At 71.5% G+C, this 25,629-nt stretch carries 28 protein-coding genes and 1 riboswitch; of the genes, 16 read left to right on the forward strand and 12 right to left on the reverse strand.

From position 1 onward, the window contains the following. Nucleotides 1-112 precede the first annotated feature (112 nt). Complete coding sequence (locus J2850_RS14890) at nucleotides 113-1,168, reverse strand: penicillin-binding protein activator (protein ID WP_246513098.1); 1,056 nt, start codon at nucleotides 1,166-1,168, stop codon at nucleotides 113-115. Between the two features lie 299 nt (nucleotides 1,169-1,467). On the opposite strand from J2850_RS14890, the gene rsmI reads away from it, so the two are divergent. The 4 genes from rsmI (at nucleotide 1,468) to gshB (ending at nucleotide 4,627) form a co-directional block, all read left to right on the forward strand. Continuing rightward, nucleotides 1,468-2,316 (forward strand): 16S rRNA (cytidine(1402)-2'-O)-methyltransferase, encoded by an 849-nt coding sequence (gene rsmI, locus J2850_RS14895; RefSeq protein ID WP_211113928.1) that lies wholly within the window; start codon nucleotides 1,468-1,470, stop codon nucleotides 2,314-2,316. Further along, nucleotides 2,313-2,681, forward strand: a complete 369-nt coding sequence (locus J2850_RS14900) for a YraN family protein (RefSeq protein ID WP_209982980.1) — start codon at nucleotides 2,313-2,315, stop codon at nucleotides 2,679-2,681. Before rsmI ends, J2850_RS14900 begins: the two co-directional genes overlap by 4 nt. A 40-nt stretch (nucleotides 2,682-2,721) precedes the next feature. Then, nucleotides 2,722-3,576: a SirB1 family protein gene (locus J2850_RS14905; RefSeq protein ID WP_209982982.1), complete on the forward strand. Its 855-nt coding sequence runs from the start codon at nucleotides 2,722-2,724 to the stop codon at nucleotides 3,574-3,576. A gap of 103 nt (nucleotides 3,577-3,679) precedes the next feature. Continuing rightward, nucleotides 3,680-4,627: a glutathione synthase gene (gshB, locus tag J2850_RS14910; protein WP_209982984.1), complete on the forward strand. Its 948-nt coding sequence runs from the start codon at nucleotides 3,680-3,682 to the stop codon at nucleotides 4,625-4,627. Nucleotides 4,628-5,040: 413 nt separating this feature from the next. Here gshB and J2850_RS14915 read toward each other — a convergent pair whose 3' ends face one another. Continuing rightward, the gene (locus J2850_RS14915) at nucleotides 5,041-5,910 is read right to left on the reverse strand and encodes a LysR family transcriptional regulator (protein WP_209982986.1); all 870 of its coding nucleotides are present in this window, start codon (nucleotides 5,908-5,910) and stop codon (nucleotides 5,041-5,043) included. Between the two features lie 111 nt (nucleotides 5,911-6,021). Between J2850_RS14915 and J2850_RS14920 the strand changes: the two genes are divergently transcribed. The 3 genes from J2850_RS14920 to J2850_RS14930 all read left to right on the forward strand — a co-directional run bounded on the left by J2850_RS14920 (nucleotide 6,022) and on the right by J2850_RS14930 (nucleotide 8,165). Further along, a complete protein-coding gene (locus tag J2850_RS14920) occupies nucleotides 6,022-6,390 on the forward strand; it encodes a cupin domain-containing protein (protein WP_209982988.1) in 369 nt (122 codons plus the stop codon). A 92-nt stretch (nucleotides 6,391-6,482) separates the two neighbouring features. Then, nucleotides 6,483-7,481 (forward strand): tryptophan--tRNA ligase, encoded by a 999-nt coding sequence (gene trpS / locus J2850_RS14925; RefSeq protein WP_209982990.1) that lies wholly within the window; start codon nucleotides 6,483-6,485, stop codon nucleotides 7,479-7,481. A gap of 27 nt (nucleotides 7,482-7,508) precedes the next feature. After that, nucleotides 7,509-8,165 carry a pyroglutamyl-peptidase I gene (locus J2850_RS14930; RefSeq protein ID WP_209982992.1) on the forward strand — a complete coding sequence of 219 codons (657 nt, stop codon included), beginning with the start codon at nucleotides 7,509-7,511 and terminating at the stop codon, nucleotides 8,163-8,165. A gap of 49 nt (nucleotides 8,166-8,214) precedes the next feature. Here the strand turns inward: J2850_RS14930 and J2850_RS14935 are convergent, their stop codons facing one another. Both J2850_RS14935 and J2850_RS14940 read right to left on the reverse strand, forming a co-directional pair. Next, entirely contained in the window at nucleotides 8,215-8,652 is a 438-nt protein-coding gene (locus J2850_RS14935) for a helix-turn-helix domain-containing protein (protein ID WP_246513099.1), read from the reverse strand. A gap of 413 nt (nucleotides 8,653-9,065) precedes the next feature. Further along, entirely contained in the window at nucleotides 9,066-9,290 is a 225-nt protein-coding gene (locus tag J2850_RS14940) for a hypothetical protein (RefSeq protein WP_209982995.1), read from the reverse strand. A 287-nt stretch (nucleotides 9,291-9,577) separates the two neighbouring features. On the opposite strand from J2850_RS14940, the gene J2850_RS14945 reads away from it, so the two are divergent. Then, entirely contained in the window at nucleotides 9,578-11,125 is a 1,548-nt protein-coding gene (locus tag J2850_RS14945; protein ID WP_307354422.1) for an alpha/beta fold hydrolase, read from the forward strand. A gap of 64 nt (nucleotides 11,126-11,189) precedes the next feature. Here J2850_RS14945 and J2850_RS14950 read toward each other — a convergent pair whose 3' ends face one another. Beyond that, nucleotides 11,190-12,734 (reverse strand): YifB family Mg chelatase-like AAA ATPase, encoded by a 1,545-nt coding sequence (locus J2850_RS14950; protein WP_209983304.1) that lies wholly within the window; start codon nucleotides 12,732-12,734, stop codon nucleotides 11,190-11,192. 252 nt (nucleotides 12,735-12,986) lie between these two features. Between J2850_RS14950 and J2850_RS14955 the strand changes: the two genes are divergently transcribed. The 5 genes from J2850_RS14955 (at nucleotide 12,987) to ribB (ending at nucleotide 17,157) form a co-directional block, all read left to right on the forward strand. Continuing rightward, nucleotides 12,987-13,733 carry a creatininase family protein gene (locus J2850_RS14955; protein WP_209982996.1) on the forward strand — a complete coding sequence of 249 codons (747 nt, stop codon included), beginning with the start codon at nucleotides 12,987-12,989 and terminating at the stop codon, nucleotides 13,731-13,733. A gap of 136 nt (nucleotides 13,734-13,869) precedes the next feature. Then, nucleotides 13,870-14,910, forward strand: a complete 1,041-nt coding sequence (hrcA, locus tag J2850_RS14960) for a heat-inducible transcriptional repressor HrcA (RefSeq protein ID WP_209982998.1) — start codon at nucleotides 13,870-13,872, stop codon at nucleotides 14,908-14,910. Between the two features lie 46 nt (nucleotides 14,911-14,956). Further along, complete coding sequence (gene grpE, locus J2850_RS14965; protein WP_209983000.1) at nucleotides 14,957-15,577, forward strand: nucleotide exchange factor GrpE; 621 nt, start codon at nucleotides 14,957-14,959, stop codon at nucleotides 15,575-15,577. A gap of 157 nt (nucleotides 15,578-15,734) precedes the next feature. Beyond that, the gene (locus J2850_RS14970; protein ID WP_209983002.1) at nucleotides 15,735-16,100 is read left to right on the forward strand and encodes a response regulator; all 366 of its coding nucleotides are present in this window, start codon (nucleotides 15,735-15,737) and stop codon (nucleotides 16,098-16,100) included. Nucleotides 16,101-16,182: 82 nt separating this feature from the next. Beyond that, a riboswitch (FMN riboswitch) is annotated at nucleotides 16,183-16,333 on the forward strand. Nucleotides 16,334-16,470: 137 nt separating this feature from the next. Further along, complete coding sequence (gene ribB / locus J2850_RS14975; RefSeq protein ID WP_307354423.1) at nucleotides 16,471-17,157, forward strand: 3,4-dihydroxy-2-butanone-4-phosphate synthase; 687 nt, start codon at nucleotides 16,471-16,473, stop codon at nucleotides 17,155-17,157. A gap of 57 nt (nucleotides 17,158-17,214) precedes the next feature. Here ribB and J2850_RS14980 read toward each other — a convergent pair whose 3' ends face one another. From J2850_RS14980 to J2850_RS15005, 6 genes are all read right to left on the reverse strand, one after another. Next, complete coding sequence (locus tag J2850_RS14980; RefSeq protein WP_209983007.1) at nucleotides 17,215-18,102, reverse strand: DUF1848 domain-containing protein; 888 nt, start codon at nucleotides 18,100-18,102, stop codon at nucleotides 17,215-17,217. A gap of 89 nt (nucleotides 18,103-18,191) precedes the next feature. Next, complete coding sequence (locus J2850_RS14985; protein WP_209983009.1) at nucleotides 18,192-18,749, reverse strand: NifU family protein; 558 nt, start codon at nucleotides 18,747-18,749, stop codon at nucleotides 18,192-18,194. 216 nt (nucleotides 18,750-18,965) lie between these two features. Then, a complete protein-coding gene (locus tag J2850_RS14990; protein ID WP_209983011.1) occupies nucleotides 18,966-19,469 on the reverse strand; it encodes a universal stress protein in 504 nt (167 codons plus the stop codon). 49 nt (nucleotides 19,470-19,518) lie between these two features. Next, a complete protein-coding gene (locus J2850_RS14995) occupies nucleotides 19,519-20,289 on the reverse strand; it encodes a TIGR02186 family protein (protein WP_209983014.1) in 771 nt (256 codons plus the stop codon). Beyond that, entirely contained in the window at nucleotides 20,289-21,206 is a 918-nt protein-coding gene (locus tag J2850_RS15000; protein WP_209983016.1) for a sulfite exporter TauE/SafE family protein, read from the reverse strand. The genes J2850_RS14995 and J2850_RS15000 overlap by 1 nt, the downstream gene beginning before the upstream one ends. A gap of 100 nt (nucleotides 21,207-21,306) precedes the next feature. Beyond that, the gene (locus J2850_RS15005; RefSeq protein ID WP_209983018.1) at nucleotides 21,307-21,831 is read right to left on the reverse strand and encodes a hypothetical protein; all 525 of its coding nucleotides are present in this window, start codon (nucleotides 21,829-21,831) and stop codon (nucleotides 21,307-21,309) included. 170 nt (nucleotides 21,832-22,001) lie between these two features. Between J2850_RS15005 and J2850_RS15010 the strand changes: the two genes are divergently transcribed. Beyond that, nucleotides 22,002-22,520 carry a hypothetical protein gene (locus J2850_RS15010; RefSeq protein ID WP_307354424.1) on the forward strand — a complete coding sequence of 173 codons (519 nt, stop codon included), beginning with the start codon at nucleotides 22,002-22,004 and terminating at the stop codon, nucleotides 22,518-22,520. Nucleotides 22,521-22,610: 90 nt separating this feature from the next. Here J2850_RS15010 and J2850_RS15015 read toward each other — a convergent pair whose 3' ends face one another. After that, the gene (locus tag J2850_RS15015; protein ID WP_209983020.1) at nucleotides 22,611-23,618 is read right to left on the reverse strand and encodes an adenosine kinase; all 1,008 of its coding nucleotides are present in this window, start codon (nucleotides 23,616-23,618) and stop codon (nucleotides 22,611-22,613) included. Nucleotides 23,619-23,802: 184 nt separating this feature from the next. On the opposite strand from J2850_RS15015, the gene J2850_RS15020 reads away from it, so the two are divergent. Then, nucleotides 23,803-24,288, forward strand: a complete 486-nt coding sequence (locus J2850_RS15020) for a winged helix-turn-helix transcriptional regulator (RefSeq protein ID WP_209983022.1) — start codon at nucleotides 23,803-23,805, stop codon at nucleotides 24,286-24,288. Beyond that, complete coding sequence (gene fabF / locus J2850_RS15025; protein WP_209983024.1) at nucleotides 24,285-25,541, forward strand: beta-ketoacyl-ACP synthase II; 1,257 nt, start codon at nucleotides 24,285-24,287, stop codon at nucleotides 25,539-25,541. Before J2850_RS15020 ends, fabF begins: the two co-directional genes overlap by 4 nt. The last annotated feature ends 88 nt before the right edge of the window (nucleotides 25,542-25,629 follow it).

A 25,629-nucleotide genomic window follows, 5' to 3' on the forward strand; every position in this document is an offset into this window, starting at 1 on the left:
CCTACGGCGGGCGTGCGACCTGGGCAAGACGGCCCCCCACCTGACCTCCCCCGCCCAGCGGGGGAGGTCAGGTGGGGGCAATTCCGGCGCCTAGGCGTGGGCGCGGGGGCCCTTACTGGCCCAGCGTCTCGAAGGTCGGCGGGGCCGGGTCGACGACGCGGGCGCCGGCCGGGGTGATCTCCATCACCGCGAGGCGGCGCTCGACCTGGCCGTCGGCCCGCAGGCGGAACAGCCCGTCCAGCCCCTCGAAGCCGTTGGGGTTGGTCATCGCCATGCGGTCGAAGGGCACCGGCCCGCCCGTCCGCGCCAGCACCGCCGCGATCGAGGTGGCGTCATAGGCCAGCGTGGCGATGCGCGGCGGCTTGCGGCCGTAGACCTGCTCGAACTGCGACTCGAAGCGGGCGCGGTTCTGCGGCGCCGGGGCGGCGTACCAGGCGCCGACCAGCGCCGGCTCCTGCCCGAGGACCTGCGCCTGCGACGTGTCGTCCCACAGGCCGGTGCCCAGCAGCTTGACCTGCTGCGGCTGCAGGCCGCCGGCGGCCAGCGCCTGGGCGATCCCCTGGGCGCGCTGCCCGCCCTCGGCCAGCAGCACGGCCTGCGGCGCCGGCGCCGCCTGCGCCACCTGCCTGGCCGGCTGCGTCAGGTCGGTGACCGCCGGATCGTAGCGTTCGACCTGGGCGGTGGCGCCGCCGAGGGTCGGGGCGATCGACTGCATGGCGCCGACGACGGCGTCGCCATAGGGGGAGCGCGGCGCCAGGACGGTGAAGCGGGTGACGCCCTGCGAACGGGCGAAGCCGGCGACGCGGCCGACCTGGTCGCCGGGCACGAAGCCCATGACGTAGGTGCCGTCGCCGGCCTGGCTGCTGTCGTTGGTGAAGGCGAGGACGTCGACGCCAGCGTTCCGGGCGATCGGCCGCACCGCGGCGACGTCGGCGGCGAACAGCGGGCCGATGATCAGCCGCGCGCCCTCGGCCAGCGCCTGGCGCGCCGCGTCGGCGGCACCGTTGGGCGTGCCCTTGGTGTCGCGCGGCAGGAGCTGGAGCTGGTCGCCGGCCATATCGAACAGCGCCATCTGCGCGGCGTCCAGCATCGCCTGGCCGACGGGGGCCGCCTGGCCGCTGAGCGGCACCAGGACGGCGACCTTCACCGGGCCCTGCGCCTCGGGCATGGGCGCCACCGGAGCGGGGGCCGGTTGCGGGCCTTGTGCCGTCTGCTGCGGCGCGCTTACAGTCGAGCAGGCCGACAACAGGCCGGCGACCAGCAAGGCTGCCACGCCGTGACGTTTCAGACCCTGTGAGAAAGCTGTTGCCAAGCGTGCCACCAATCGTCTCCACATCTGCTGAAACAGCCGCCGGAACCGAAGGCGAGAGCCGGGACATGACCCAGGCCGGCCCGGCCCGGGGCGGCGCGGACCAAAGTGGCGCTCAAGGTAGCCCCCTCGCCGCGCCAAGTAAACTCGCGGCCGGCTTGTATGTGGTGGCTACTCCGATCGGAAATGCCGCGGACATCACGCTGCGCGCGCTCGACACGCTGAAGCGCGCCGACGCCATCGCCTGCGAGGACACGCGGGTCACCGCCAAGCTGATGGGCATCCACGCCATCCACACCCCCTTCGTCTCCTACCATGAGCACAACGCCGCACGGATGCGTCCGGTCCTGATCGACCGCATGAAAAAGGGCGAGGCCATCGCGCTGGTCACCGACGCCGGCACGCCGCTGGTCTCCGACCCCGGCTACAAGCTGGTGCGGGAGTGCGTGGCCGAGGGCGTGGCGGTGACCACCCTGCCCGGCGCCTCGGCGCCGCTGGCCGCCCTGGTGCTGTCCGGCCTGCCGACCGACCGCTTCCTGTTCGCGGGCTTCCTGCCGAACAGGAGCAGCGCGCGGCGCGCCGCCGCCGGCGAGCTGAAGGGCGTCCCCGCCACCCTGGTCTTCTTCGAATCGCCGCAGCGCCTGCCGGAGTCGCTGGCCGACCTCGCCGACATCCTCGGCCCGCGCGAGGCCGCGGTGGCGCGCGAGCTGACCAAGCTGTACGAGGAGGTGCGGCGCGGCACCCTGCCCGAGCTGGCCGCGCACTATGCCGAGTCCGGCCCGCCGCGGGGCGAGGTGGTGGTGGTCATCGGCCCGCCGGGGGAGGAGGCCACGCCCGGCGAGGCCGACGTCGACGCCCTGCTGCGCGAGGCGCTGGCCCGCCTGTCGGTGCGCGACGCCGCCGCCGACGTCGCCGCCCGCACCGGCCAGCACAAGCGCACCGTCTATGCCCGCGCGCTGGAGCTGTCGCGGGAGGAACGGGCCGGCCGGGAGGACGAGGGGCGATGACCGACCTGGATGCGCGGCGCCTGCGCGCCGAGAGCCTGGGCCGCCGCGCGGAGGCGCTGTGCCGCCTGTCGCTGCGGCTGCGCGGCTACCGCATTCTGGCCAGCCGCCTGCGCACGCCGATGGGCGAGATCGACATCGTCGCCCGCCGCCGCCGCACCATCGCCATCGTCGAGGTGAAGGCGCGGGGCGACTGGGACACCGCCAACGAGGCGGTCAGCGCCCGCCAGCGCGGACGGCTGGCGCGGGCGGCCCACGCCTTCCTGGCGGCCAACCCGCACTATGCCGGCTATGTCTTGCGCTTCGACGTGATGCTGGTTACCCCTTGGGCCTGGCCCCGCCACCTGGTCGACGCCTGGCGGATCTGAAGGGCGGATCCGAAGGTCGGACCTGAAAGGACCTGAGCAGTTGAGCAACCGTGCGGAAGCCCGCGAGATCCTCAGCCGGATCGGCGACCAGCCCGACGACGAGATCGACATGGCCGAGGCGGCGCTGGCGCTCGGCGCGCTGGAGCATCCGAACGCCGACCTCGCGCCCTACCGCGCCCATCTGCAGGCACTGAAGGACGACCTCGCCGCACGGGTCGCCGCAGGGGCAGGGGCCGATGCCGGCGCGGACGACGGCCTGGAGGCGCGCATCGCGCACCTGCACGCGGTGATCGGCGACCGCCACGGCTATTCCGGCGACCACGACACCTACGACGACCTGCAGAACGCCAACCTGCTGCGCGTGATCGACCGCCGGCGCGGCCTGCCGGTGGCGCTCGGCATCCTCTACATGCACCTGGCGCGGTCGCAGGACTGGCCGATGGTCGGGCTGAACTTCCCCGGCCACTTCCTGGTCCGCATCGAGAAGGACGGCGCCCGCGCCATCCTCGACCCCTTCAACGACGGCCAGACCCGCAGCGTCGTCGACCTGCGCGACCTGCTGAAGGCCACCGCCGGCAGCGCCGCCGAGCTGGAGCCCGGCCATTACCGGCCGGTGTCGAACCGCGACGTGCTGCTGCGCCTGCAGAACAACATCAAGTTGCGCCACCTCTCGGCGCACGAGGTGCCGAAGGCGCTGGAGGTGCTGGAGGCGATGCGCCTGTTCGCCCCGCACGAGCCGTCGCTGTGGCGGGAGACCGGCCTGCTGGAGGCCCATGCCGGCAAACTGAAGGACGCCGTCACCGCGCTGGAGACCTTCATGGCGCTGACCGGCGACGAGGGCCAGCGCCACCAGACCGCGGCGCTGATCCAGCAGTTGAAGAACCGCCTGAACTGAGTGCCCCGAACCGCCAGCTCCAGAACCGCAAAACCCTGAACTGCAAGCCCCTGAACTGCAAGCCCCTGAACCGAACGCCCTGTTGGAGGGCCGGAGACCCGCCATGAGCCTCGCCGTCGCGTTCCAGATGGACCCCATCGAGTCGATCAACATCGACACCGATTCCAGCTTCATGATGGCGCTGGAGGCGCAGAAGCGCGGCCATCGCCTGTACCACTACCACCCGCGCGACCTGATCCTGACCGGCAACCGCCTGACCGCCCGCGTCCGCGAGATGACGGTGGTGCGCCAGCGCGGCGCCCATTACACGCTGGGCGAACCGGTGGCGACCGACCTGTCGACGATGGACGTCATCCTGCTGCGGCAGGACCCGCCCTTCGACATGGCCTACATCACCTCCACCCACCTGCTGGAGCATGTCCAGCCCAAGGTGCTGGTGCTCAACGACCCGGCCGAGGTGCGCAACGCGCCGGAAAAGCTGTTCATCACCAAGTTCCCCGACCTGATGCCGCCGACGCTGATCACCAGCGACAGGCAGGCCATCCTGGACTTCCGCGCCGAGCACAAGGACATCATCGTCAAGCCGCTGTTCGGCAACGGCGGCGCCGGCGTCTTCCACCTGAAGCCGGACGACGAGAACCTCGGCTCGCTGCTGGAGCTGTTCACCCAGCTCTACCGCGAGCCGGTGATCGTCCAGCGCTACCTGCCGGAGATCCGCCAGGGCGACAAGCGCATCATCCTGATCGACGGCGAGCCGGCCGGCGCGGTCAGCCGCATGCCGATGGACGGCGAGGCCCGCGCCAACTTCCACGCCGGCGGCAGCGCGAAGAAGACCGAGCTGACGGCGCGCGAGCGCGAGATGTGCGCCGCCATCGGCCCGGTGCTGCGCGAGAAGGGCCTGGTCTTCGTGGGCATCGACGTGATCGGCGACTACATGACCGAGATCAACGTCACCTCCCCCACCGGCATCCAAGAGATCAACCGCCTGGACGGCGTGCAGCTTGAATCGCTGCTGTGGGATGCCATCGAGCGCCGCCGCGCGGGGAAATAAGAACCGGCGCCGCCGCGCGGGAAAATAAAAACCGGCGCCGCCGCGCGGGAGCGTGACGGGGGTTCTGCACTCCTTCCGGGAAAACGACCGCCGCCTGCCCTTGCGGGCGAGCAGGATCGGGCTTATCTTGAACCGTGGGAGCGACTGGCTGGTACCCCGCCGCTCCCTGGTCCAGCCTAACCGCGGAGGATATCAAGCAGCCGCTTGATGATCTCCAGGATCAGGACCAGAAGGGTAAGGATCTCTTTCATCCTTCATCACCTTCTTGTGTGGTTGGGAGGGGGCGGCCTGTCCGCCCCCTCCCAACCACACGATCGTGGCGGTAGCACACGGTCGCATTCAATACAACCAAACCACTTCATCCGCGACGATCCGCGCGGAACGCTCCGCCGTCGCCGATGCCGCGGGAATGGTCAGCCCGTCCGCCTGAGCCGGACGAAACCGTCGCGGAGGTGGCGGGCAAGTTCCGCCGCTGCCAGCGAGGGCGGGCGGGCCGGCTGGTGCAGGGTGACCGCGAAGGACGGCAGCTCGGGAAGGCCGCTGTCCGACGGCAGGATTTCCAGGTCGGGCGGCACGGTGAAGGCGAGCCACGCCGATACGGCGAGATCCATCCGCACCGTGGCGAAGGTGGCATCGAGCCCGCCATTCTCGAACATGCTGCGCCAGTCCCGCCCCTGCCGGTGCAAGGCCGCCGTCACTACCGGACGGAAGACGCAGGTCTCGACCACCAGCGACAGCGGCAGCGGCGTCGCGGCATGGGCGGTGCCGCCGCGGGCGCCGACCCAGACCAGGCGGTCGGTCATCAGATGCTCGCCGCGGGCCGCCTCCGCCGGCTCCTCCACCACCGCCAGGTCGAGGCTGCCGTCGGCGACGCGGGCCGCCAGTTCCGGCGAGGAGGCGCAGACCAGCGACAGCTCGACCTGCGGGCAGGCGGCGGCGAAGCTGCGCAGCAGCGGGGCGACGCAGGGGCCGACCAGGTCGTAGGGCACGCCGATGCGCACCGGCCCGTCGACGGCGCCGCCGGTGATGTCGGCCCAGATCTCGTCGTTCAGCGCCAGCAGCCGGCGGGATTTCCCGAGCAGCCGCTCGCCCAGCGCCGTCGGGCGCAGGCCGCTGCGGTCGCGCACGAACAGGGGGCCGCCGGCCAGCGCCTCCAGCCGCGCGATCTGCTGGCTGACCGCCCCCTGGGTGAGGTTCAGGACCTGGGCGGCCGCCGTCATGCTGGCGTGGTCGGCGACCGCAGCGAAGCTGCGCAGGAGGGTGGTGTCGAGGTTCCGGGCCATCCCTCCATTATCGATGCTAATCCGCGATATCTCCAGAATTAGGTTTCACGGGTCCCGCACCGGCGCTATCCCGGTCGGCACCGCAACGATCCCGACCGGAGAAACGCACCCATGATCCCCGCCATCAACATCGACGCGGCGCTCGCCGCCCTGACCGACCACTGGTCGCCCAAGGTGGTCGCCCGGGTGAACGACCAGTATGTGAAGGTCGCCAAGCTGAAGGGCGAGTTCGTCTGGCACCGCCACGACGACGAGGACGAGCTGTTCCAGGTCGTCCGCGGCCGGCTGCGCCTCCAGTTCGAGGATGGCGGCGAGACGGTGCTGGAGCCGGGCGAGCTGTGCGTGATCCCGCGCGGGGTGATGCACCGCCCGGTTGCCGAGGAGGAGTGTGCGATCCTGCTGGTCGAGACGGTGACCACCAAGCACACCGGCGACGTCGAGACGCCGAGGAGCCGGTCCATCGCCGAACAACTGGCCTGACGGCGGGCGCGGCTGCGGCGCGGCGTGCCTTGACCGGTGGGCGTGGGGGGGCGATAACTGCCGCCTCCCAGAGTTTTCGAGCGAGACCACCCGTGAACCGCATTTTCTCCGGCATGCAGCCGACCCGGCAGCTTCACCTCGGCAACTATCTGGGGGCGCTGCGCAACTGGGTGGACCTGCAGAACAGCTACGAGTGCATCTTCTGCGTCGTCGACCTGCACGCGCTGACCATCGACCAGGATTCGGAGGTCCTGCGCAACAACATCCGCGAGGTCGCCGCGGCCTACATCGCCGCCGGCATCGACCCGGACAAGAACATCCTGTTCAACCAGTCGGTCGTCCCCGGCCATGCCGAGCTGAGCTGGATCCTGTCCTGCCACACGCCGCTCGGCTGGCTGAACCGCATGACGCAGTTCAAGGAGAAGGCCGGCAAGCAGAAGGACATGGCCAACCTCGGCCTCTATGCCTACCCGACGCTGATGGCCGCCGACATCCTGCTCTACAAGGCGACCCACGTGCCGGTGGGCGAGGACCAGAAGCAGCATCTGGAGCTGGCGCGCGACATCGCCGGCGCCTTCAACCGCCGCTACGAGACCGAGTTCTTCCCGCTGCCCGAGCCGCAGATCCTGGGTGAGGCGACGCGGGTGATGAGCCTGCGCGACGGCAAGAAGAAGATGTCGAAGTCGGACGAGTCCGAATATTCGCGCATCAACATGACCGACGACGCCGACACCATCGCCCAGAAGATCCGCAAGGCGAAGACCGACCCGGAGCCGCTGCCGGAGACGGTGACCGAGCTGGAGGCGCGGCCCGAGGCCGACAACCTCGTCACCATCTACGGCGCGCTCGCCGGCCAGTCGCGCGAGCAGGTTCTGGCGCAGTTCGCCGGAGCCCAGTTCTCCGACTTCAAGAAGTCGCTGGTCGACCTGTCGGTGGACAAGCTGGCGCCCATCACCAGCCGCATGAAGGAACTGCTGGGCGACAAGGCCGAGATCGACCGGCTGCTGAAGAAGGGCGGCGAGCGCGCGGCCGCCATCGCCGAGAAGAACCTGAACGACGTCAAGGACATCATCGGCCTGCTGCGGCCGTAGGGACACGGCCGCAAGGATGCCCTGTCCGTGACGGCTCCCATCCTGCTCACCGGCTTCGCGCCGTTCGGGACCCTCCCGGACGGCGGGCCGGACCGGATGCCCGACCATCCCTGGGCAGGCGATCCCACCGCCCTGCTGATGGACCGGCTGGCCGGCGAGCCGGGGGTCGTCGCCGCCACCCTTCCCCCCCTCTACGACGCGTGCGGCGACGCGTTCGCCGAACTTCTGGAACGGCACCGGCCGAAGGCGGCGCTCGCCTTCGGCTATCTGGAGTCCAGCGATTCGATCCAGGTCGAACGGCTGGCCTGGAACCGCGACGAGAGCCCGCTGCCGGACGCCGCCGGCACGGTGCGCGACGCCGCCGACATCGTTCCCGGCGGGCCGGCCGCCCATGGCGGCACCCTGCCGGTGCCGCGGGTGATGCGCGAGCTGGCGATGGCCGGGCTGCCGGTGACCTTCGGCGATTTTTCCGGCGGCTATCTCGGCAACCACCTGTTCTACCGCGCCCGCCACCACATCGAGAGCGCCGGGCTGGACGTGCCCTTCGGCTTCTTCCACATGCCGCCGCTGCCCGAGCGGGCGCAAAGCCTGCGCAAGAGGGGCGGGCTGGCGCTGGAACGGCAGGAGCTGGCGGTGCGCACGCTGGTAAGGATGCTGCAGAACGCGCTGGACGGGATCGCCTGACGGCGCTCGACCGTCGCCGGCCGGTGATGGGCAGGTAAGGATGGCGCGTCTAGGCCGATCCGGTGGCGCGGCGCGGGGCGACCGGGGCCGCATCCTGCGGGGCCTGGGAAACCCGGGGAAGCTGGGTTTGGGCGGTTTGGGCGGCCGGATTGATGATGGCGCGCAGGTCTGCCAGGAACGCGTGGCCCTTGTCGGTCAGGGTGACGACCTTGCGGCGCCGTTCGCGCGGGTCTTCCTGCGCCTGCACCAGGTCGAGCCCTGCCTTGCCGAAGCTGTGCCAGCGGCTGAGCGCGGCGACGTTGCGCGATGCCGAGGATTGGGCGATGCCCAGGCGTTCCGCCAGTTCGCCGATGGAGATGCCTTCGCTCTGCGCGATGGTCATGAAACTCAGCGCATACTGGATGGGCAGGTCGGGGTCGAGCTTGCGGAACGCCTCAAGCACCTGGACGATGGTGAGCACCTCGTCGTGACGGACGCGGGCCGGCATTCAGCAGGTCTCCGCGGCGCCGCGCGCTATGCAGCGCGGGAAGGTGGTCCCCAGCGGGCCGGTGTGTAGATGATGTTCAGGCGTCCGAGCCATAGGATGATTTCCCCGTTTTCACGCCGCAGGTCGAAGGACCCGGCCGGCGAGGCCCAGCGGGCGTGTTCAACGAAGAGGCGATGACCGCAAAAGCCCAGAAAGACACACATGGGATCCTCTCCCTATCCGGAATTCACGTTCGAAAGATGCAGGACGGCCAAGATTCGGTTGGGCCGGGGTGCGATTGGCGGCCGGATGGCGGGCGGACATGGCCGGATCGCCCGATCGGCGAGTCCAGGCGGTGGCTACGATGGCTTTCATCGAAACTCTCCAGAATTGAAGTGAGCCGGCTTGGAAGCCGGCGGATCCGGTATCGCCGTTCAGCGATACGGTTGCAAGGTCAAAAATGTCCGCGCGTCCGATAGGTTCCGAAGGCGGATGTGTTCGGGTGACGGACGGTGCGACGGGCCGGACGGCCCTTCGGCCTCCTCCAGCCCGCCATCCAGCCCGATATCGCGCCGCAGACGGTCGCTCAGGCGATCCGGTCCGGTGCGCCCGCCGGCGTCGAGCCAGCGGCACCGCAGCGCGGTCCACAAGGTCGGCATGGGTCAGTGTCCTTTCTCCTCGGCCGGCCGGAATGGCCAAGCCTCCAGTGCCGAAATATTTCCGTATGCGGATGCGTTCCGTCAAGCCGCCGATCCGGATTTCCGCACCGGGTTCGCGTGAGTGCCGACGCCGAGCGTGGCGAAAGCCCAACATCTGTTGCAGATCGGCATCGGTCCCGCATGGTTTCGCCCGGAGGCCGGGCCGGCCCCGGCTGTTCTGGACAACCAGGGACGAGTCGGTCAAAGAAGGCCATCGGCGGTACTCCGCCCCTTTCTTCCGAGCACCCGTGCAGACTCCCTCCCACACCGCGCGGCCCCCGCGGGCGTCCCGTGCCCTCCTCCAGGCGCTGATGGCTGCGGGAGTGATGGCGGCCGGGCTGGTGACGGCCGGGCTGGCCGCGATGCCGGCCGCCGCCGCGGCGCGCTTCACCCCCGGCCCCTGCTGGTTCACCGTGCCGGAGGGCGAGGCCGCCCTGTGCGGCACGGTCGCGGTGCCGGAACGCCGCGACCGGGCGACCGGCCGCAGCCTGCGCCTCCCGGTCGCCGTGCTGCTGAGCACCGCGCGCCAGCCCGCGCCCGATCCCGTGCTGTTCCTGGAGGGCGGGCCGGGCGCCTCCTCGTTCGGCAGCGGCCCGGCGACGGAGGAGCGGATGGAGGTGTGGTGGGAGCTGTCGGCCCCCTTCCGCCGCACTCGCAACCTCATCCTCTTCGATCCGCGCGGAGTCGGGCGCGCCGAACCCGACACCGACTGCCCGGAGTTCGACGCCCTCGGCGCCGACCGCCAAGCCCGGCCGCCGACGCGCGACCAGCAGGCGGCGGCGGAAGGCGAGGCGGTCGCCGCCTGCGCCGCGAGGCTGGAAGCCGCCGGGCTGGACACCACCCAGTTCTCCACCCCCGTGGCGGCGGAGGACGCGGTCGACGTCGTCACGGCACTGGGTGCGGAGCGTTTCAACCTGTTCGCGGTGTCCTACGGCACGCGGGTCGGGCTGGAGATCCTGCACCGCCAGGGCAACCGGGTGCGCACCGCGGTGTTCGACAGCGTCTACCCGCCCGACGTGAACGCGCAGGAGGAGGCGGCCTGGCTGGCCCAGCGCGCCTATCGCCGCCTGTTCGACGATTGTGCCGCGAACCGCGCCTGCCGCGCCGCCTATCCCGACCTGGAAAAGCGCTTCCTGGACCTGGTCGAGCGGCTGGAGCGCAACCCGGTCAACATCGTGGTCGGCGACCACGAGACGCGCCGCCCCCTGCGCCTGACCGGGACCTCGGTCATCTCGGCCGGCCTGGAGGCGATGGCGGTGAGCGAGGCGGTCCCGGCGGTGCCGGCGCTGATCGACCGCGCCGCCCGCGGCCAATATGCCGCGCTGGCCGAGTGGGCGCCGGTGAGCTGGCTGGGCGATCCGGAGATCGCCGACGGGCTGGCCTTCTCCATCGAATGCCGCGAGTCGGTCAATCCGGCCGACCCGGCCAAGCGTGCCGACGGCGCCCGCCGGTTCCCCCCCTACGGCATGGTCTCCGCCGACGATCCCGGCCGGCGCATCTGCCGGCGCTGGCCGGCCGGCCGGCAGGAGCCGGCCGAACGCCTGCCGGTGGCGAGCCAGGCGCCGGTCCTGCTGCTGTCCGGTGCCTACGACCCGGTGACCCCGGCCGAATGGGGGGACCGCGCCGCCGCCACCCTGCCGAAGAGCCGCCACCTGGTCTTCCGCGCCGCCAGCCACATCGTCACCTCCAGCGAGGACTGCGCCATGGCCGCGGCGGTGAGCTTCGTGGAACAGGAAACGGTGCCGGTGACCGTCTGCCCGGGTGCGGCCAAGCCGCCGGTGTTCGAGGGACCGTGAGCGGGGGCCGGGAGCGGGGGCCGGGAGCGGGGGCCGTGAACGATGACGCTCTCCGCCTGAACGCTCATCGTCCCGGGGCGATCCGCCGGTAGCTCAGCGCCTCGGCGATGTGCCGGCGCCTCACCCCGTCCGCCCCGTCGAGGTCGGCCAGCGTGCGCCCGACGCGCATGACGCGGTGGTAGCCGCGCGCCGACAGCTTCAGCCGCTCCGCCGCCTCGGTCAGCAGCGCCCGGCCGGCGGCGTCGGGTGCGGCGACCCTTTCCAGCAGTTCGCCGTCGGCCTCGGCGTTGGTCCGCACCGGATGGCCGGGGGGCTGGCCGGAGGAGTGGTGGCCCGGCGCCGCGTAGCGTTCCGCCTGGATGGCGCGGGCGAGAGCGACACGGGCGGCGACGTCGGCGCTGCCCTCCGCCGGCGGCGGCAGGCTCAGGTCGGCGGGGCTGACCGCCGGCACGTCGATGTGCAGGTCGATGCGGTCGAACAGCGGGCCGCTGATCTTCGACTGGTAGTCCGCCGCGCATTTCGGCGCGCGGGCGCAGGCCAGCGCGGCGTCGTCGAGATGGCCGCAGCGGCAGGGGTTCATCGCCGCCACCAACTGCACCCGCGCCGGATAGGTGACGTGGTGGTTGGCGCGGCTGACCACCGACCTGCCGGTCTCCAGCGGCTGACGCAGCGCCTCCAGCAGGGCGCGGGGGAATTCCGGCAGCTCGTCGAGGAACAGGACCCCCTGGTGCGCCAGCGAGATCTCGCCGGGCCGGGCGCGGGAGCCGCCGCCGACCAGCGCCGGCAGGCTGGCCGACTGGTGCGGCGCCCGGAAGGGCCGCCGGCGCAGCAGCCGGCCGTCCTCCAGCAGGCCGCCGACGCTGTGGATCATCGACACCTCCAGCGCCTCCGCCGGGTCGAGCGGCGGCAGCAGGCCGGGCAGCCGGGCGGCCAGCATCGACTTGCCGGAGCCCGGCGGCCCGATCATCAGCAGGTTGTGCGACCCGGCGGCGGCGACCTCCAGCGCGCGCTTGGCGGTCTCGTTGCCCTTGACGTCGCGCAGGTCGGGCGGCGGCGCCTCCGGCTCCTGCATCCGCGGCCTGGGCGGGGTCAGCACCTGGGTGCCCTTGAAATGGTTGATCAGCGCCAGCAGGTTGACGGGCGCCAGCACCTCCAGCCCCGGTCCGGCCCAGGCGGCCTCGCCGCCGCAGGGTCCCGGACAGATCAGCCCGCGGTCCCGCGCCAGCGCGTCGATCGCCGCCGGCAGCACGCCGGCCACCGGGCTGAGCATCCCGTCGAGCGCCAGTTCGCCGAGCGCCACGTAGCGGGCGATCTCGGCATCCGGCAGCACGCCCATCACCGTCAGCAGGCCGAGCGCGATCGGCAGGTCGAAGTGGCTACCCTCCTTCAGCACGTCGGCCGGCGCGAGGTTGACGGTGATGCGCTTGGCCGGCAGGGCCAGCCCGAGCGCGTGCAGCGCCGCCCGCACCCGCTCCCGGCTTTCCGCCACCGCCTTGTCGGGCAGGCCGACGACGGTGAAGGCGACGAGTCCGCCGGACATCTGGACCTGGACGTCGATCCCCAGCACCTCGATGCCCTGGAACGCCACCGTGCTGACGCGTGCGACCACGAAGAACACCCCGGAACGGACAACGGAGAAGAAGAGATACACGCGATTGTAGTCATTGCCTCGCACCAGCGCCAGCCTGGGATGAGGCGTCCCGGCGCGGCGTCATGCCCGCCCGGCGCAGCGAGCGGTTGTCGGCGCCGGCGGGGCGCCTAACATGAAGGCCGGCCGGCGGGAGCGCCCGGACCATGCCGGCCCGGTCCCCTTGGCCGGCCCCCCGGCCCCAATCCTGTTTATCGAAGAGGATCCGCCACCGTGCAGCTTCACCTGAGCACCTGGCCCGAGGTCGAGACCTACCTGAAGTCCTCCAAGGGCGTCATCCTGCCGATCGGCTCGACCGAGCAGCACGGGCCGAACGGGCTGGTCGGCACCGACGCCATCTGCGCCGAGGTGATCGCGCGGGGCGTCGGCGACGCCACCGGCGCCCTGGTCGGCCCGACCATCCCGGTCGGCATGGCCGTCCACCACATGGAGTTCCCCGGCTCGATGACGCTGAAGCCGTCGACGCTGATCGCGCTGCTGCGCGACTATGTCGGCTCGCTGTCCGAGCACGGCTTCGAGCGCTTCTTCTTCGTCAACGGCCATGGCGGCAACATCGCCACCGTGCGCGCCGCCTTCTACGAGATCCATGCCGAGAACCGGGCGCTGCGCGGCCGCGACGCGCCGGACCTGCGCTGCGCCCTGGTGAGCTGGTGGGAGAACGCCGAGGTGGCCCGGCTGTCGCGCGAGCTGTACCAGGGCAAGGAGGGATCCCACGCCACCCCCAGCGAGGTGTCGCTGACCCAGTACGCCTATCCCGACCACATCAAGACGGCGGCGCTGGAGCCGGAGCAGGCCCCGGCCGGCGGCTTCCACGATGCCCGCGACTTCCGGCGCCGCTATCCCGACGGCCGCATCGGCTCCGCCCCCGGGCTGGCCCGGCCCGACCACGGCCAGCGCCTGTACGAGGCGGCGGTCGCCGCCATTTCCGCCCAGTACCGCAGCTTCCTGGCGGAACCGTAAGCAAGCGCGTCCCGGTCGCAGTCCGACCGGGCTTCTTCGCCCCGCACGTTGATTCGGCGGTTGGACCTGCCTAAATTCGGACCCGGCGGCGCGGTCACCCGACCGCGCCGGCCCAGTCAGAACCGGCCGCCAGTCCATGATCAACGAGCTGAACCAGCGATCGCGCGAGATTTTCCGGCTGATCGTCGATGCCTATGTGGCATCCGGCGAACCCATCGGTTCGCGCACGATCTCGCGGCGGCTTGGCATGGCCCTGTCGCCGGCGACCATCCGCAACGTGATGGCCGACCTGGAAGAACAGGGACTGCTCTACGCCCCGCACACCTCCGCCGGCCGCATCCCGACCGATGCCGGGCTGCGGATGTTCGTCGACGGCCTGCTGGAGATCGGGTCGCTGACCGAGGACGAGCGCGCCTCCATCGAGGCGAAATGCTCGGCGTCCGGCCGCGCCTTCTCCGACGTGCTGAGCGAGGCCTCGACCATGCTGTCCGGGCTGTCGCACTGCGCCGGGCTGGTGCTGGCGCCCAAGAGCGACCGGCCGCTCAAGCACATCGAGTTCGTGTCGCTCGGTCCCGGCCGGGCGCTGGTCGTGCTGGTCAACGAGACCGGGCTGGTCGAGAACCGGGTGATCGAGGTGCCGGTCGGCCTGCCGGCCTCGACCCTGCAGACGGTGTCCAACTTCCTCAGCGCCCGGCTGGCCGGCCGCACGCTGGAGGAGGCGCGCCAGGAGGTGCTGCAGGAGATCGAGGAGCAGCGCACCGAGCTGGACGAGCTGTCGCGCAAGGTCGTCTCCGCCGGCCTGGCCACCTGGGCCGGCAGCGCCGGGTCGAACGCCGGGCAACTGATCGTCCGCGGCCAGTCCAAGCTGCTGGAGGACGTCACCGCCCTGTCGGACCTGGAGCGCGTGCGCTCGCTGTTCGAGGCGCTGGAGACCAAGGAGACCATGCTGCGCATGCTGGACGCCACCGGCCGCGGCGACGGCGTGCAGATCTTCATCGGTGCCGAGAACGTCCTGTTCAGCCATTCGGGCTGCTCGATGATCATCTCCCCCTTCCAGAACAGCCGCGAGCAGGTCATCGGCGCCATCGGCGTCATCGGCCCGACCCGCATCAACTACGCCCGCATCATCCCTCTGGTGGACTACACCGCCAAGGTGGTCAGCCGCCTGATCGGCTGAGCGCCCTTCCCCCGCCTCAATCGACGAAGCAAGAATTGAGAAAGCCATGAGCGAAGAGCACAACAAGCCCGCCGACGCCACGGTGGAGCCGACTGAGGCCGCCACCCAGACGCCCAACCAGGCCGCCGATCAGGCCGCCGCCCCGGACGCCGCGTCCGGGGAGGACCGCGTCGCCAAGCTGGAAGCCGAGGTCGCCGGCCTGAAGGACCAGCTCCTGCGCGCGATGGCGGAGACCGAGAACACCCGCCGCCGCGCCCAGCGCGACCGCGAGGACGCCAGCAAATACGCCGTCTCCAGCTTCGCCAAGGAGCTGGTGTCGGTGGCCGACAACCTGCGCCGCGCGCTGGAGGCCGTCCCGGCCGAGGGCCGCGAGCAGGACGAGATGCTGAAGGGCCTCGCCGTCGGCGTCGAGGCGACCGAGCGCCAGCTCTTCGCCGCCTTCGACCGCGCCGGCATCAAGAAGATCGACCCGACCGGCGAGCCCTTCGACCCGAACTTCCACCAGGTGATGTTCGAGATCGAGAACACCGGCAAGGCCGCCGGGACCGTCGTCCAGGTGCTGCAGCCCGGCTACACCATCCACGGCCGCCTGCTGCGCGAGGCGATGGTCGGCGTCGCCAAGGGCGGCGGCGAGACGGGCGGCCAGCACGTCGATACGAAGGCGTAACGGTCTCTGACCGGCAACGCTCCCGGCCCCGCGCACAGCGGCAGGCCGGGAGCGTTGCCGATGCATCGCCTCAGGGTGGCCACCGGTTGACGCGCGACGGGAAAGCCCCTACGCCTTTGAAGCAATCCTTTCGGCCGAGCAACCGGAGCCGCCTGCCATGCCCAGAAGCATCCTGACCGTCGACGATTCCAAGACCATCCGCGACATGGTCGGCTTCACGCTGAAAAGCGCCGGCTACGACGTGGCGGAAGCGGCCGACGGCAATGCCGGACTGGCCCTGGTCAACCAGCGCAAGTTCGACTGCATCATCACCGACCTGAACATGCCCGGCCTGGACGGCCTGGCCCTGACCCGCGCCATCCGCGGCTCCGCCACCAACCGCAGCACCCCGATCCTGCTGCTGACCACCGAGGCCGACCCGAGCAAGAAGACCGCCGGCCGCGAAGCCGGAGCCACCGGCTGGCTGGTCAAGCCCTTCAACCCGGAAAAGCTGGTGGAGACGGTCCGCAAGGTCTGTCCGTAAGCCGTCCCGCAAGCCGCCGCTTGACAGCGCCCGGTCCGCTGCCGAAGCTGGGCGTGCCGTCCCGACCGGGACGGCAGCACATGCTTGTTCTCAGGGCAGGGTGAAACTCCCGACCGGCGGTATCCCTTCTGCGGAAGGGGAGCCCGCGAGCGCCCGCGGCCCATGCCGCGGGGACAGCAGACCCGGTGAGAGGCCGGGGCCGACGGTTACAGTCCGGATGGAAGAGAATGAGCCGGCCGCCACCAGCGTCCCCGCGACTGCGGGAACGCCGGCGTCGGCCTGCGCCGGTGCCGGGGGCTTCGCCGCCGCCGCGCCGCGGGATCTCTTTTGCGCCCTGATTCAGGCTCGCCCAATCCTTGGAGTGAGAACCGTGAATCAGACCGATACCCAGCACACCACCCAGCCCACCACCCAGGACAGCCTTCTTTCCCGCTTCGGCACGCCGGACGAGCGCGTCGCCCGGGCGCTGGACCGCATCCGCCAGGGCGGCGGGGTCATCGTCGTCGACGACGACGACCGCGAGAACGAGGGCGACATCATCTATCCGGCGGATGCCATCACCGTCGAGCAGATGGCCTTGATGATCCGCACCTGCAGCGGCATCGTCTGCCTGATCCTGCCGGACGACCGCCTCCGGCAGCTCGACCTGCCGCCGATGGTGGCGGCCAACAGCGCCCGCTTCGGCACCGCCTTCACGGTGTCGATCGAGGCGCGCGAGGGCGTCACCACCGGGGTGTCGGCGGCCGACCGCGTCACCACCATCCGCACCGCCATCGCCGACGGCTGCCGGCCGGAGGATCTGGCGCGGCCGGGCCATGTCTTCCCCATCCGCGCCAACCCCGGCGGGCTCGCCGTCCGCCGCGGCCACACCGAGGCCACCCTCGACCTGATGCGGCGGGCCGGCCGCAAGCCGGCGGGCGTCCTGTGCGAGGTGATGAACCCGGACGGCACCATGGCCCGCCTGCCGGAGCTGGTGGCGTTCGCCCTGGAACAGGGCATGCCGGTGGTCAGCATCGCCGACCTTGCCGGCGACCACCGGCTGCGCACCGTCGCCTGAGGCCGCCCGAGGCCAGCGGCCCGGCGAGGGGGGACGCCCGCCTCGCCGGACCGGAGCTCAGCGCTGCGGATGGCCGGGCCGCGCCACGAGGAATTCGCCCTCGGGGTCGTGGGCGGCGAAGCGGCGCTGCGCGGTGGCGCGGTCGGCCACGGCGTAGCAGTAGACGCAGCCGTGCGGGCAACTGTCGTAGTCGCCGATGTCGCGGCTTTCCGCGCACAGGCAGCCGGGACGGTTTCCCTTCTCCCGCGCCCCCACCGGCCGCCCGGCCACGTCGGACAGGCGGGCGGCGTCGATGCAGCGGGCCGGAGCGGTGCCGGGGATGCCGGCGAGTTCGGGCTGCGTGCACAGGGTCAGCGCCATCCCCTCCCCCGCCGCGACGGCGGCGAGGTCGGCCAGCAGGGCGCGCTTCTCCTCCGCCTCCGGGTCGCGCCAGCCGATGCCGGCGGCCGCGAGGTTGCGCGCCGTCTTGCGGTAGGGCTGGAGGAAGGACACCGCCACCTCGTCGGTCACGCCGCGCAGCGCGCGGGCGATCGCGGCGAAGGCCGCGAGGTGATGGCCGGGCGGGGTCGCGTCGGTGACGGCGATGGGGTCGTAGCGCCACACCGCGGCCCGCGGTCCCCAGCGGTCGCGGACCCGCGCCATGTGGCCGACCGCGGTCTCCCAGGCGGGGACCGAGCGTTCCAGCAGGGTGGGCAGCCCGGTGACGCTGTACTGCACGACGAAGGGATGGCCGCGGTCCGACACATGGTCGAGCGCGTCCAGGAAGGGACCCAGATTCTTGGTCCAGAACACGAAGCCGTCGACCGCCGGACGGCTCAGGTCGATGCGGTAGGTCTGGCCGCCATAGGGATTGACCATCCGGCAATGGCCGGCGGCGAGCCGGTTCAGGAACCAGCGCCCGTAGAAGGCGGGAATGTCGGTCTTGTAGCTGGCGGAGATGATCACCGCGCCCAGATGGGAACGCCGGCCCGCGCCATCAAGGGCGGGCCGGCGGGAACGGGCGTGTAAGGATGGCCGGCGAACAGCGGCGCGGGTTACTGGACCGCGCGGACCTCGACCACTTCCGGGATGTAGTGGCGCAGCATGTTCTCGATGCCGTGCTTCAGCGTGGCGGTGGAGCTGGGGCAGCCGGAGCAGGCCCCCTTCATCGCCAGATAGACCACCCCCTTCTCGAAGCCCTGGAAGGTGATGTCGCCGCCGTCCTGGGCGACCGACGGGCGGACGCGGGTGTCCAGCAGCTCCTTGATCTGCTCGACGATCTCCTCGTCGTCGGCGCTGGCGGCGGCGGCATGGCCGTCGCCGCCGTCCTCCAGCAGCACCGGGCGGCCGGCGGTGAAGTGCTCCATGATGACGCCGAGGATCGAGGGCTTCAGCAGGAACCAGTCGCGCGCGTCGGACTTGGTGATGGTGATGAAGTCGGCGCCGAGGAAGACGCCGGTCACGCCGTCGATCTCGAACAGGCGCTGGGCGAGCGGCGAGCGGGCGGCCTCCACCGCGCCGGTGAAGTCGGCGGTGCCGCGTCCGAGCACGTCACGCCCCGGCAGGAACTTGAGAGTCGCCGGGTTGGGCGTCTGCTCGGTCTGGATGAACATGGTCTGGTCCTCCATCGGCGCCGGCGGCGGATGCCCGCCTGCGGATATCGCTGCGGATACCCGTACGGGCATCCGCGGAACGGCCGGCGCGCCCGGGATTGGGCTTTTGCACGATTGAGCCAAATTTGGGCCGAAACGCCGGCCGGATCAAGGACCCGATCCGTGCGGGCATTCCACAGCGCGCAACTCAGGTAATCGCATTCCGGCGATCGCCGCTCAGGTGATGGCGTCCAGCTCCTCGTCGCCGAGGCCGCCCGGCACGATGGTGAGCGGGATGCGCAGCCGCCCAAGCCCGCGGCCGGTATAGTAGGAGATCAGCGGACCGGGTCCCTCGGGGTCGGTTCCGGCGGCCAGCACCAGGATGGAGATGCTCGGCTCCTCGGCGATCAGGCCCAGCACCTCCTCCGTCCGGTTGCCCTCGCGGACGTAGAGCGCCGGCAGGGTGCCGGTGATCTGGTTGACCTCGCGCGCCAGCTTCTGGAGCTTCTGCTCCACCTCGGCGCGCTGCTCCTCGCGGATCAGGTTCTCCACCGCCAGCCAGTGCTGCATCTCGCCCTTCTCCATGACCGACAGCAGCGCCACCTTGCCGCCGGACTTGCGGGCGCGCAGGCAGGCGTAGCGCAGGGCGACCTTCAGTTCCTCGCTGTCGTCGACCACCACCAGGAAGATGCGGACCGGCTTGGCCGGCTGGGAGTCTGGGATTTGCGTCGTGTCGGTCATCTCGGCCCCTTTCGGCTCGGCCGGCCGCGCGGGGGATCCCGGCGGCCTCTCAAACCCGGCGGAACGCTGCGCCGGCCGCCCAGCCGGCCGCGATGGCGCCGACGACGGCTGCCACCCCGTAGGTGATCGGGCGATTGCGGGCGAAGTCCGACAGCTCGGCGCTGAAGCCGATCTTGGACACCACCAGCGGCGTGGTCTGGGCGCTGACCACGTCGCCATCACGAATCAGCAAAGCTTCGACATTGTAAAGCCCCGTCGGTACGTTGGCGGGGAAATAGATGTTGGTGCGGAACAGCCGCTCGCCCAGGAAGGCCACCTGCCCCAGGCTGATGGCATAGAGTCCTTCGCGCTGCTTGTTGCGGATCAGGGCGGCGCGGAAGGCGGCCTGCTCCTCCGGCGGCAGGAGGCCGACGTCGGCCGGGAACTGGAGCTGCGGCAGGCCGAGCTGGTGGCGTTCCAGCACGCCGCGGCCGAGAAGCTGGTCGAGCGGCCGGCTGACCGCCACCGTGTAGAAGCTCGGCACCTGCTCGAAACGGACGTTGTCGGTGTTCATCCACATGCCGGCCACCCGCTGCTTGCGGCGGACGGTGGCCGTGCCGCGCGGACCGGTGACGACGATGGCGACGTCGCCCGGTCCGTCGGTGGTGCCGAACAGCACCACCTCGGTTCCGGTGAAGCCGGTGGTGATGGCGACCAGATGGCTGGACAGGTCGGCGACGAGCTGCTGCGCCCAGACCGTGGCGGCCAGCGTCCCACCGGCCAGCAGCCCGGCCAGCGCCGCGATTCCCTGCGCCAGCCGGCGCTTCGACGGCATCGCCATCACCGGAGCCCCATCGTCAGGGTGAACAGGTCGTCGGGACGGGAGAACAGGTCCCAGGCCAGCTTCAGCGCCACCGCCACCACGATCAGCGCCAGCGCCAGCCGCGCGGTCTCGCCGCGCAGCCGGCTGCCCGCCCTGGTGCCGAACTGGGCGCCGATCACCCCGCCGACCAGCAGCAGCAGCGCCAGCATGGCGTCGACGGTCTGGTTCGTCGCGGCCTGCAGCAGGGTGGCCGCCGCGGTGGTGAAGATGATCTGGAACAGCGAGGTGCCGGCCACCAGGCCGGCCGGCATGTTCAGCAGGTAGATCATCGCCGGCACCAGCAGGAAGCCGCCGCCGATGCCCATGATCGCCACCAGCATGCCGCCGACCGCGCCGATCCCCGCCGGCAGCAGGGCCGAGATGTAGAGCTTGGAGCGGTGGAACCGCATCTTGAAGGGCAGCCCGTGCAGCCAGATGTGGCGGTGCAGCTTGCCGCGCTTGGCGGTGGGTGCGCGTCGGCGCAGGATCGCGCGGCTGCTCTCGACCAGCATCAGGCCGCCGATGGTGCCCAGGAAGAAGACGTAGGACAGGGTGATGGCGATGTCGATCTGGCCCAGCCGCTGCAGGATGTTGAAGATCCACACGCCCACCGCCGTGCCGAGCACGCCGCCGCCCAGCATCACCACGCCCAGCTTGACGTCGACGTTGCCGCGGCGCCAGTGGGCGAGCACGCCCGACACGCTGGCGGCGACGAGCTGGTTCGCCTGGGTGCCGACGGCGATGGCCGGCGGAACCCCGATGAAGATCAGCAGGGGCGTCATCAGGAAGCCGCCGCCGACCCCGAACATCCCCGACAGGAAGCCGACCAGCCAGCCCATGCCGAGCACAAGCAGCGCGTTGACCGACATCTCGGCAATCGGCAGGTAGACTTGCATGGGAGGACGTGTCGTCGGCTGCGGCGGCGGGATGGCGGCGGGAGCGGCAGCTTACCCGAGCCACCGCAGCGGCGGAAGCCCGCAACCGCCCCGTCCGCGGTCAGTGGCCGGCCGGCCCGTGGAAATAGACGGTATAGCCGGCCTTCTGCGGGAAGATGTGGTCGGCCTCGCGCCGGGCGGCCGCCAGGTCCATCGCATGGACCGTCAGGCGGTTGGCGTAGCGCCAGGCCGGGTTGACGGGCCGCCCGGCGGCCCGCGCCGCCGTGGCGTCGAAGGCGACCTCGGCCCGGAAGCGGCGCTCGGCATTGCCGGCGGCGGCGAGCCGGTGATGGAAGACCGGCGGCGCCCGCTCCAGGGTGGCGATCTCCTTGCGGAGCTGCTCGATGCGCCTCTCGGCGGCGCCGAGCTTTTCCTTCGCCTCGTCCAGGCGGCAGGCGGCGTCGGCGAGGGCCTCCTCCTCCTGGCGCCGACGATCCTTCAGCGGCTGCATCGTCTTCTTCATCCGGTCGAGGCCGGTGAGGCTGCCCCAGCCGCGGCGGACGCCGACCCAGCAGAGGTGGAGCAGGACGGCCACCGCCCCGGCCAGGGGCACCGCCGATCCCAGAATGGCGTGAACCGACTCCATCACCCTCGTCTCCTCCCTTCACGTCCCCCGGCGGCCGGCACGCTGGCACGCTGGCACGCTGGCACGGCGGTTGCTCATCATCGACGCCTGCGATCCAGCAAGGACCATGCCGGATCACGCCATGGGGCGGCGCCATGGGGCGGCGTAATGACCGGGGGGACGGGGACAGCGTGACGATCATTCCGATGCCGACGAACAACCCGCTGCTGCTGCTGATCGAGCTGGTGATCCTGATCGCGCTCCTGAGCTGGACCGCGCTGTCGGCGATCCAGGCGGGCCGGCGCGTGGCGACGGTCGGCCGCTGCCGCCGGAAGCTGGACCGGGACCGCGCCGAGACGGCGACGGCCATCGAGTCGCTGCGCGGCGACCAACGCCGGATCGAAGGCGAGCTGCAGGAAACCGCGCAGTCGCTGGAGGTGCGCCAGGCCGAGGTCGCCGACCTGCAGGCGACGCTGAAAAAGCTCAAGCTCGACGGGCCGCGCGAGTACCGGCTGCTGAGCGAACGCTTCGGCGACGGCGACCGGCTGTTTCTGCTCACCATCCCGCGCACCGGCCCGCGCACCGGCCCGCAGGACGACCGGCCGGACTGCTGGGCGGTGGCGGCGGCCGACAGCGGGGCGGCTATGGCGCTTCTGGCCAAAACCGTCCCGTCACCGGAACGCCCGGCGCTGAACGGGCAGCTCGACTGACACCCCGTCCGGCCTGGCCGGTCGGGGAGGACGCCGTTGCAGAATGCGCCGGCGCCTCTCCGGTTTCGCAAATTGACGCGCGAAACGCGGTTACAGCACGCCCTTGGCGGCGACCAGCGCGCGCAGGTCCACCTCCGGGCGGGCGCCGACATGGCTGATGATCTCCGCCGCGGCGATGGCGCCGAGCCGGCCGCAGAGCGCCGGCTCCAGGCCGCGGGTGTGGCCGAACAGGAAGCCGGCGGCGTAGAGGTCGCCGGCGCCGGTGGTGTCGACCACCCGCTCGACCGGCTCGGCCGCCACCTCGACCACCGTGCCGCGGTCGACGATCACCGCCCCCTTCTCGCTGCGGGTCAGCGCCGCGGTCTTGCCCAGCCGCGTCACCGCCGCCAGCGCGTCCTCGAAGCGGTCGGTGCCGTAGAGCGCGCCGATCTCGTGCTCGTTGGCGAAGAGGATGTCGACGTGGGCCTCCACCAGCTCGACGAACTCGGCATGGTGGCGGTGGACGCAGAAGCTGTCCGACAGCGACAGCGACACCTTGCGGCCGGCGGCGTGGGCGATCTCCGCCGCCTTGCGGAAAGCCTCCTTGGCGCGCGGCGGATCCCAGAGGTAGCCCTCCAGGTAGGTCACCTGCGAGCCGGCGATCACCGCCTCGTCGATGTCCTCCGGACCGAGCTCGACGCAGGCGCCGAGATAGGTGTTCATCGAGCGCTGGGCGTCCGGCGTCACCAGGATCAGGCAGCGGGCGGTCGGGGCGCCGCCGGTCAGCGGCTGGCTGTCGAAGGCGACGCCGGCGGCCCGGATGTCGTGGCGGAAGACGTCGCCGAGCTGGTCCCTCGCCACCTTGCCGATGTAGGCGCCGCGCCCGCCGAGCATGGCGATGCCCGCCATGGTGTTGCCGGCCGAGCCGCCCGACATCTCCACGCCCGGCCCCATGCGGCCGTAGAGCTCCTCCGCCCGGGCGGCGTCGATCAGCGTCATCGCCCCCTTCTCGATGGCGTTGGCGGCGAGGAAGGCGTCGTCGGCGTGGGCGATCACGTCCACGATGGCATTGCCGATGCCGGTGACGTCGTAGGCGGCATCGTGGATGGACGTGGCCATGGGCTCTCCTGACAGGTCTGGCGGCGAGGGGATTGTCGCGGCGCGAGTATAGCCGCCGCCGGCCGCTTCACAAGCGCCGCCCCGGTGGGCAATCCGGATGCCCGCGCCGCAGTGACTTGGCAGCAGTGACTTGCATGATGGCAGTGGCTTGCATGATGAAAGTCACCGTGCGACAGTCGCCGCCATGCGACGCACCCGGCTGACCGACGCCCCCTGCCCGATCGCCCGCGGCCTGCACGAGGTCGCGGAATCCTGGTCGCTGCTGATCCTGCGCGATGCCATGCGCGGCCTGACCCGCTTCGACGAGTTCCAGCGCAGCATCGGGCTGGCCACCAACATGCTGGCCCGCCGGCTGCAGACGCTGGTGGAGGCCGGGCTGCTGGAGCGCCGGCCCTACCAGGAGCGGCCGCCGCGCCACGCCTATCACCTGACGGCCAAGGGCCGCGACTTCCTGCCGGTGCTGGTCGCCATGGCCGACTGGGGCAACCGCTGGCTGATGCCCGACGGCGCCTTCCGGCTGGTCGACCGCGAGACCGGCAGGACCGTCGACCCGCTGCTGATCGACCGCAACACCGGCCGGGCCATCCGGCTGGAGGGCATCCGCTCCGAAATGCCGGCCGCAGGAACACCGCCCGCCGCCGCCCCCACTTCCGAGGAACATCCCGAATGAGACGAGTCGTGGTCACCGGGCTGGGAGCGGTCACTCCGCTTGCCGCCGGCGTCACCCCGAGCTGGCGCGCCCTGCTGGCGGGGCGGAGCGGCATCCGCGCCCTGCGGGACGTCGACGCCGCCGACCTGCCCTGCCGCATCGCCGGACAGGTTCCGGTGACGGGGGAGGACGCCTTCGACGCCGACGCGGTGGTGCCGCCCAAGGACCAGCGCAAGATGGACCGCTTCATCCTGCTGGCGCTCGCCGCGGCGGAGGAGGCGGTCGGCGACGCCGGCTGGCGTCCGACCGAGGAGGAGGCGCTGGAGCGCACCGGCGTGATGATCGGCTCCGGCATCGGCGGGCTGCCGGGGCTGGCCGACTCCGCGCTGACCCTGAACGAGAAGGGGCCGCGCCGCGTCTCCCCCTTCTTCGTGCCGTCGATCCTGATCAACCTGGCGTCGGGCCATGTGTCGATCCGCTACGGGTTCCGCGGGCCGAACCATGCCGTGGTCACCGCCTGCGCCACCGGCGCGCATGCCATCGGCGATGCCGCGCGGCTGATCGCGCTGGACGACGCCGACGTCATGCTGGCCGGCGGCAGCGAGGCGGCGGTCTGCCGCCTGGGGCTGGCCGGCTTCTGCGCCGCCCGCGCCATGTCGACCGGCTTCAACGACGAGCCGGGCCGCGCCTCGCGCCCCTGGGACCGCGACCGCGACGGCTTCGTCATGGGCGAGGGCGCCGGCGTGCTGGTGCTGGAGGAGCTGGAGCATGCCAGGCGCCGCGGCGCCCGCATCTATGCCGAGGTCACCGGCTACGGCCTGTCGGGCGACGCCTACCACATCACCTCCCCGGCGGAGGACGGCGACGGCGCCCGCCGCGCCATGCAGGCGGCGCTGAAGCGGGCGGGGCTGGCGCCGGACGCCATCGACTACGTCAACGCCCACGCAACCTCGACCCCGGCCGGCGACCCGGTGGAGATCGCGGCGGTCAAGCGGCTGTTCGGGCCGGCCGCCGCCGGCCTGTCGATGTCCTCGACCAAGTCGGCGACCGGCCACCTGCTGGGGGCGGCCGGCGCGGTCGAGGCGATCTTCGCCATCCTGGCGCTGCGCGACCAGGTGGCGCCGCCGACCCTGAACCTGGAGTCGCCGTCGGAGGGCTGCGACCTCGACCTCGTGCCGCTGCAGCCCAAGGAGCGGCGCATCCGCCACGTGCTGTCCAACAGCTTCGGCTTCGGCGGCACCAACGCGGCGCTGGTCTTCAGCCCGGCGCCCTGACCGGACTGCGTCCTTTCCGGCCGGCCGCAGCGCCATTCCCGCCGGGGGCTGGAAGCGGGGCGCGAGGCACCGTAGATATGCGGGCGTC

Origin of the sequence: Azospirillum picis, assembly GCF_017876115.1 — a bacterium.
Classification (GTDB): domain Bacteria; phylum Pseudomonadota; class Alphaproteobacteria; order Azospirillales; family Azospirillaceae; genus Azospirillum; species Azospirillum picis.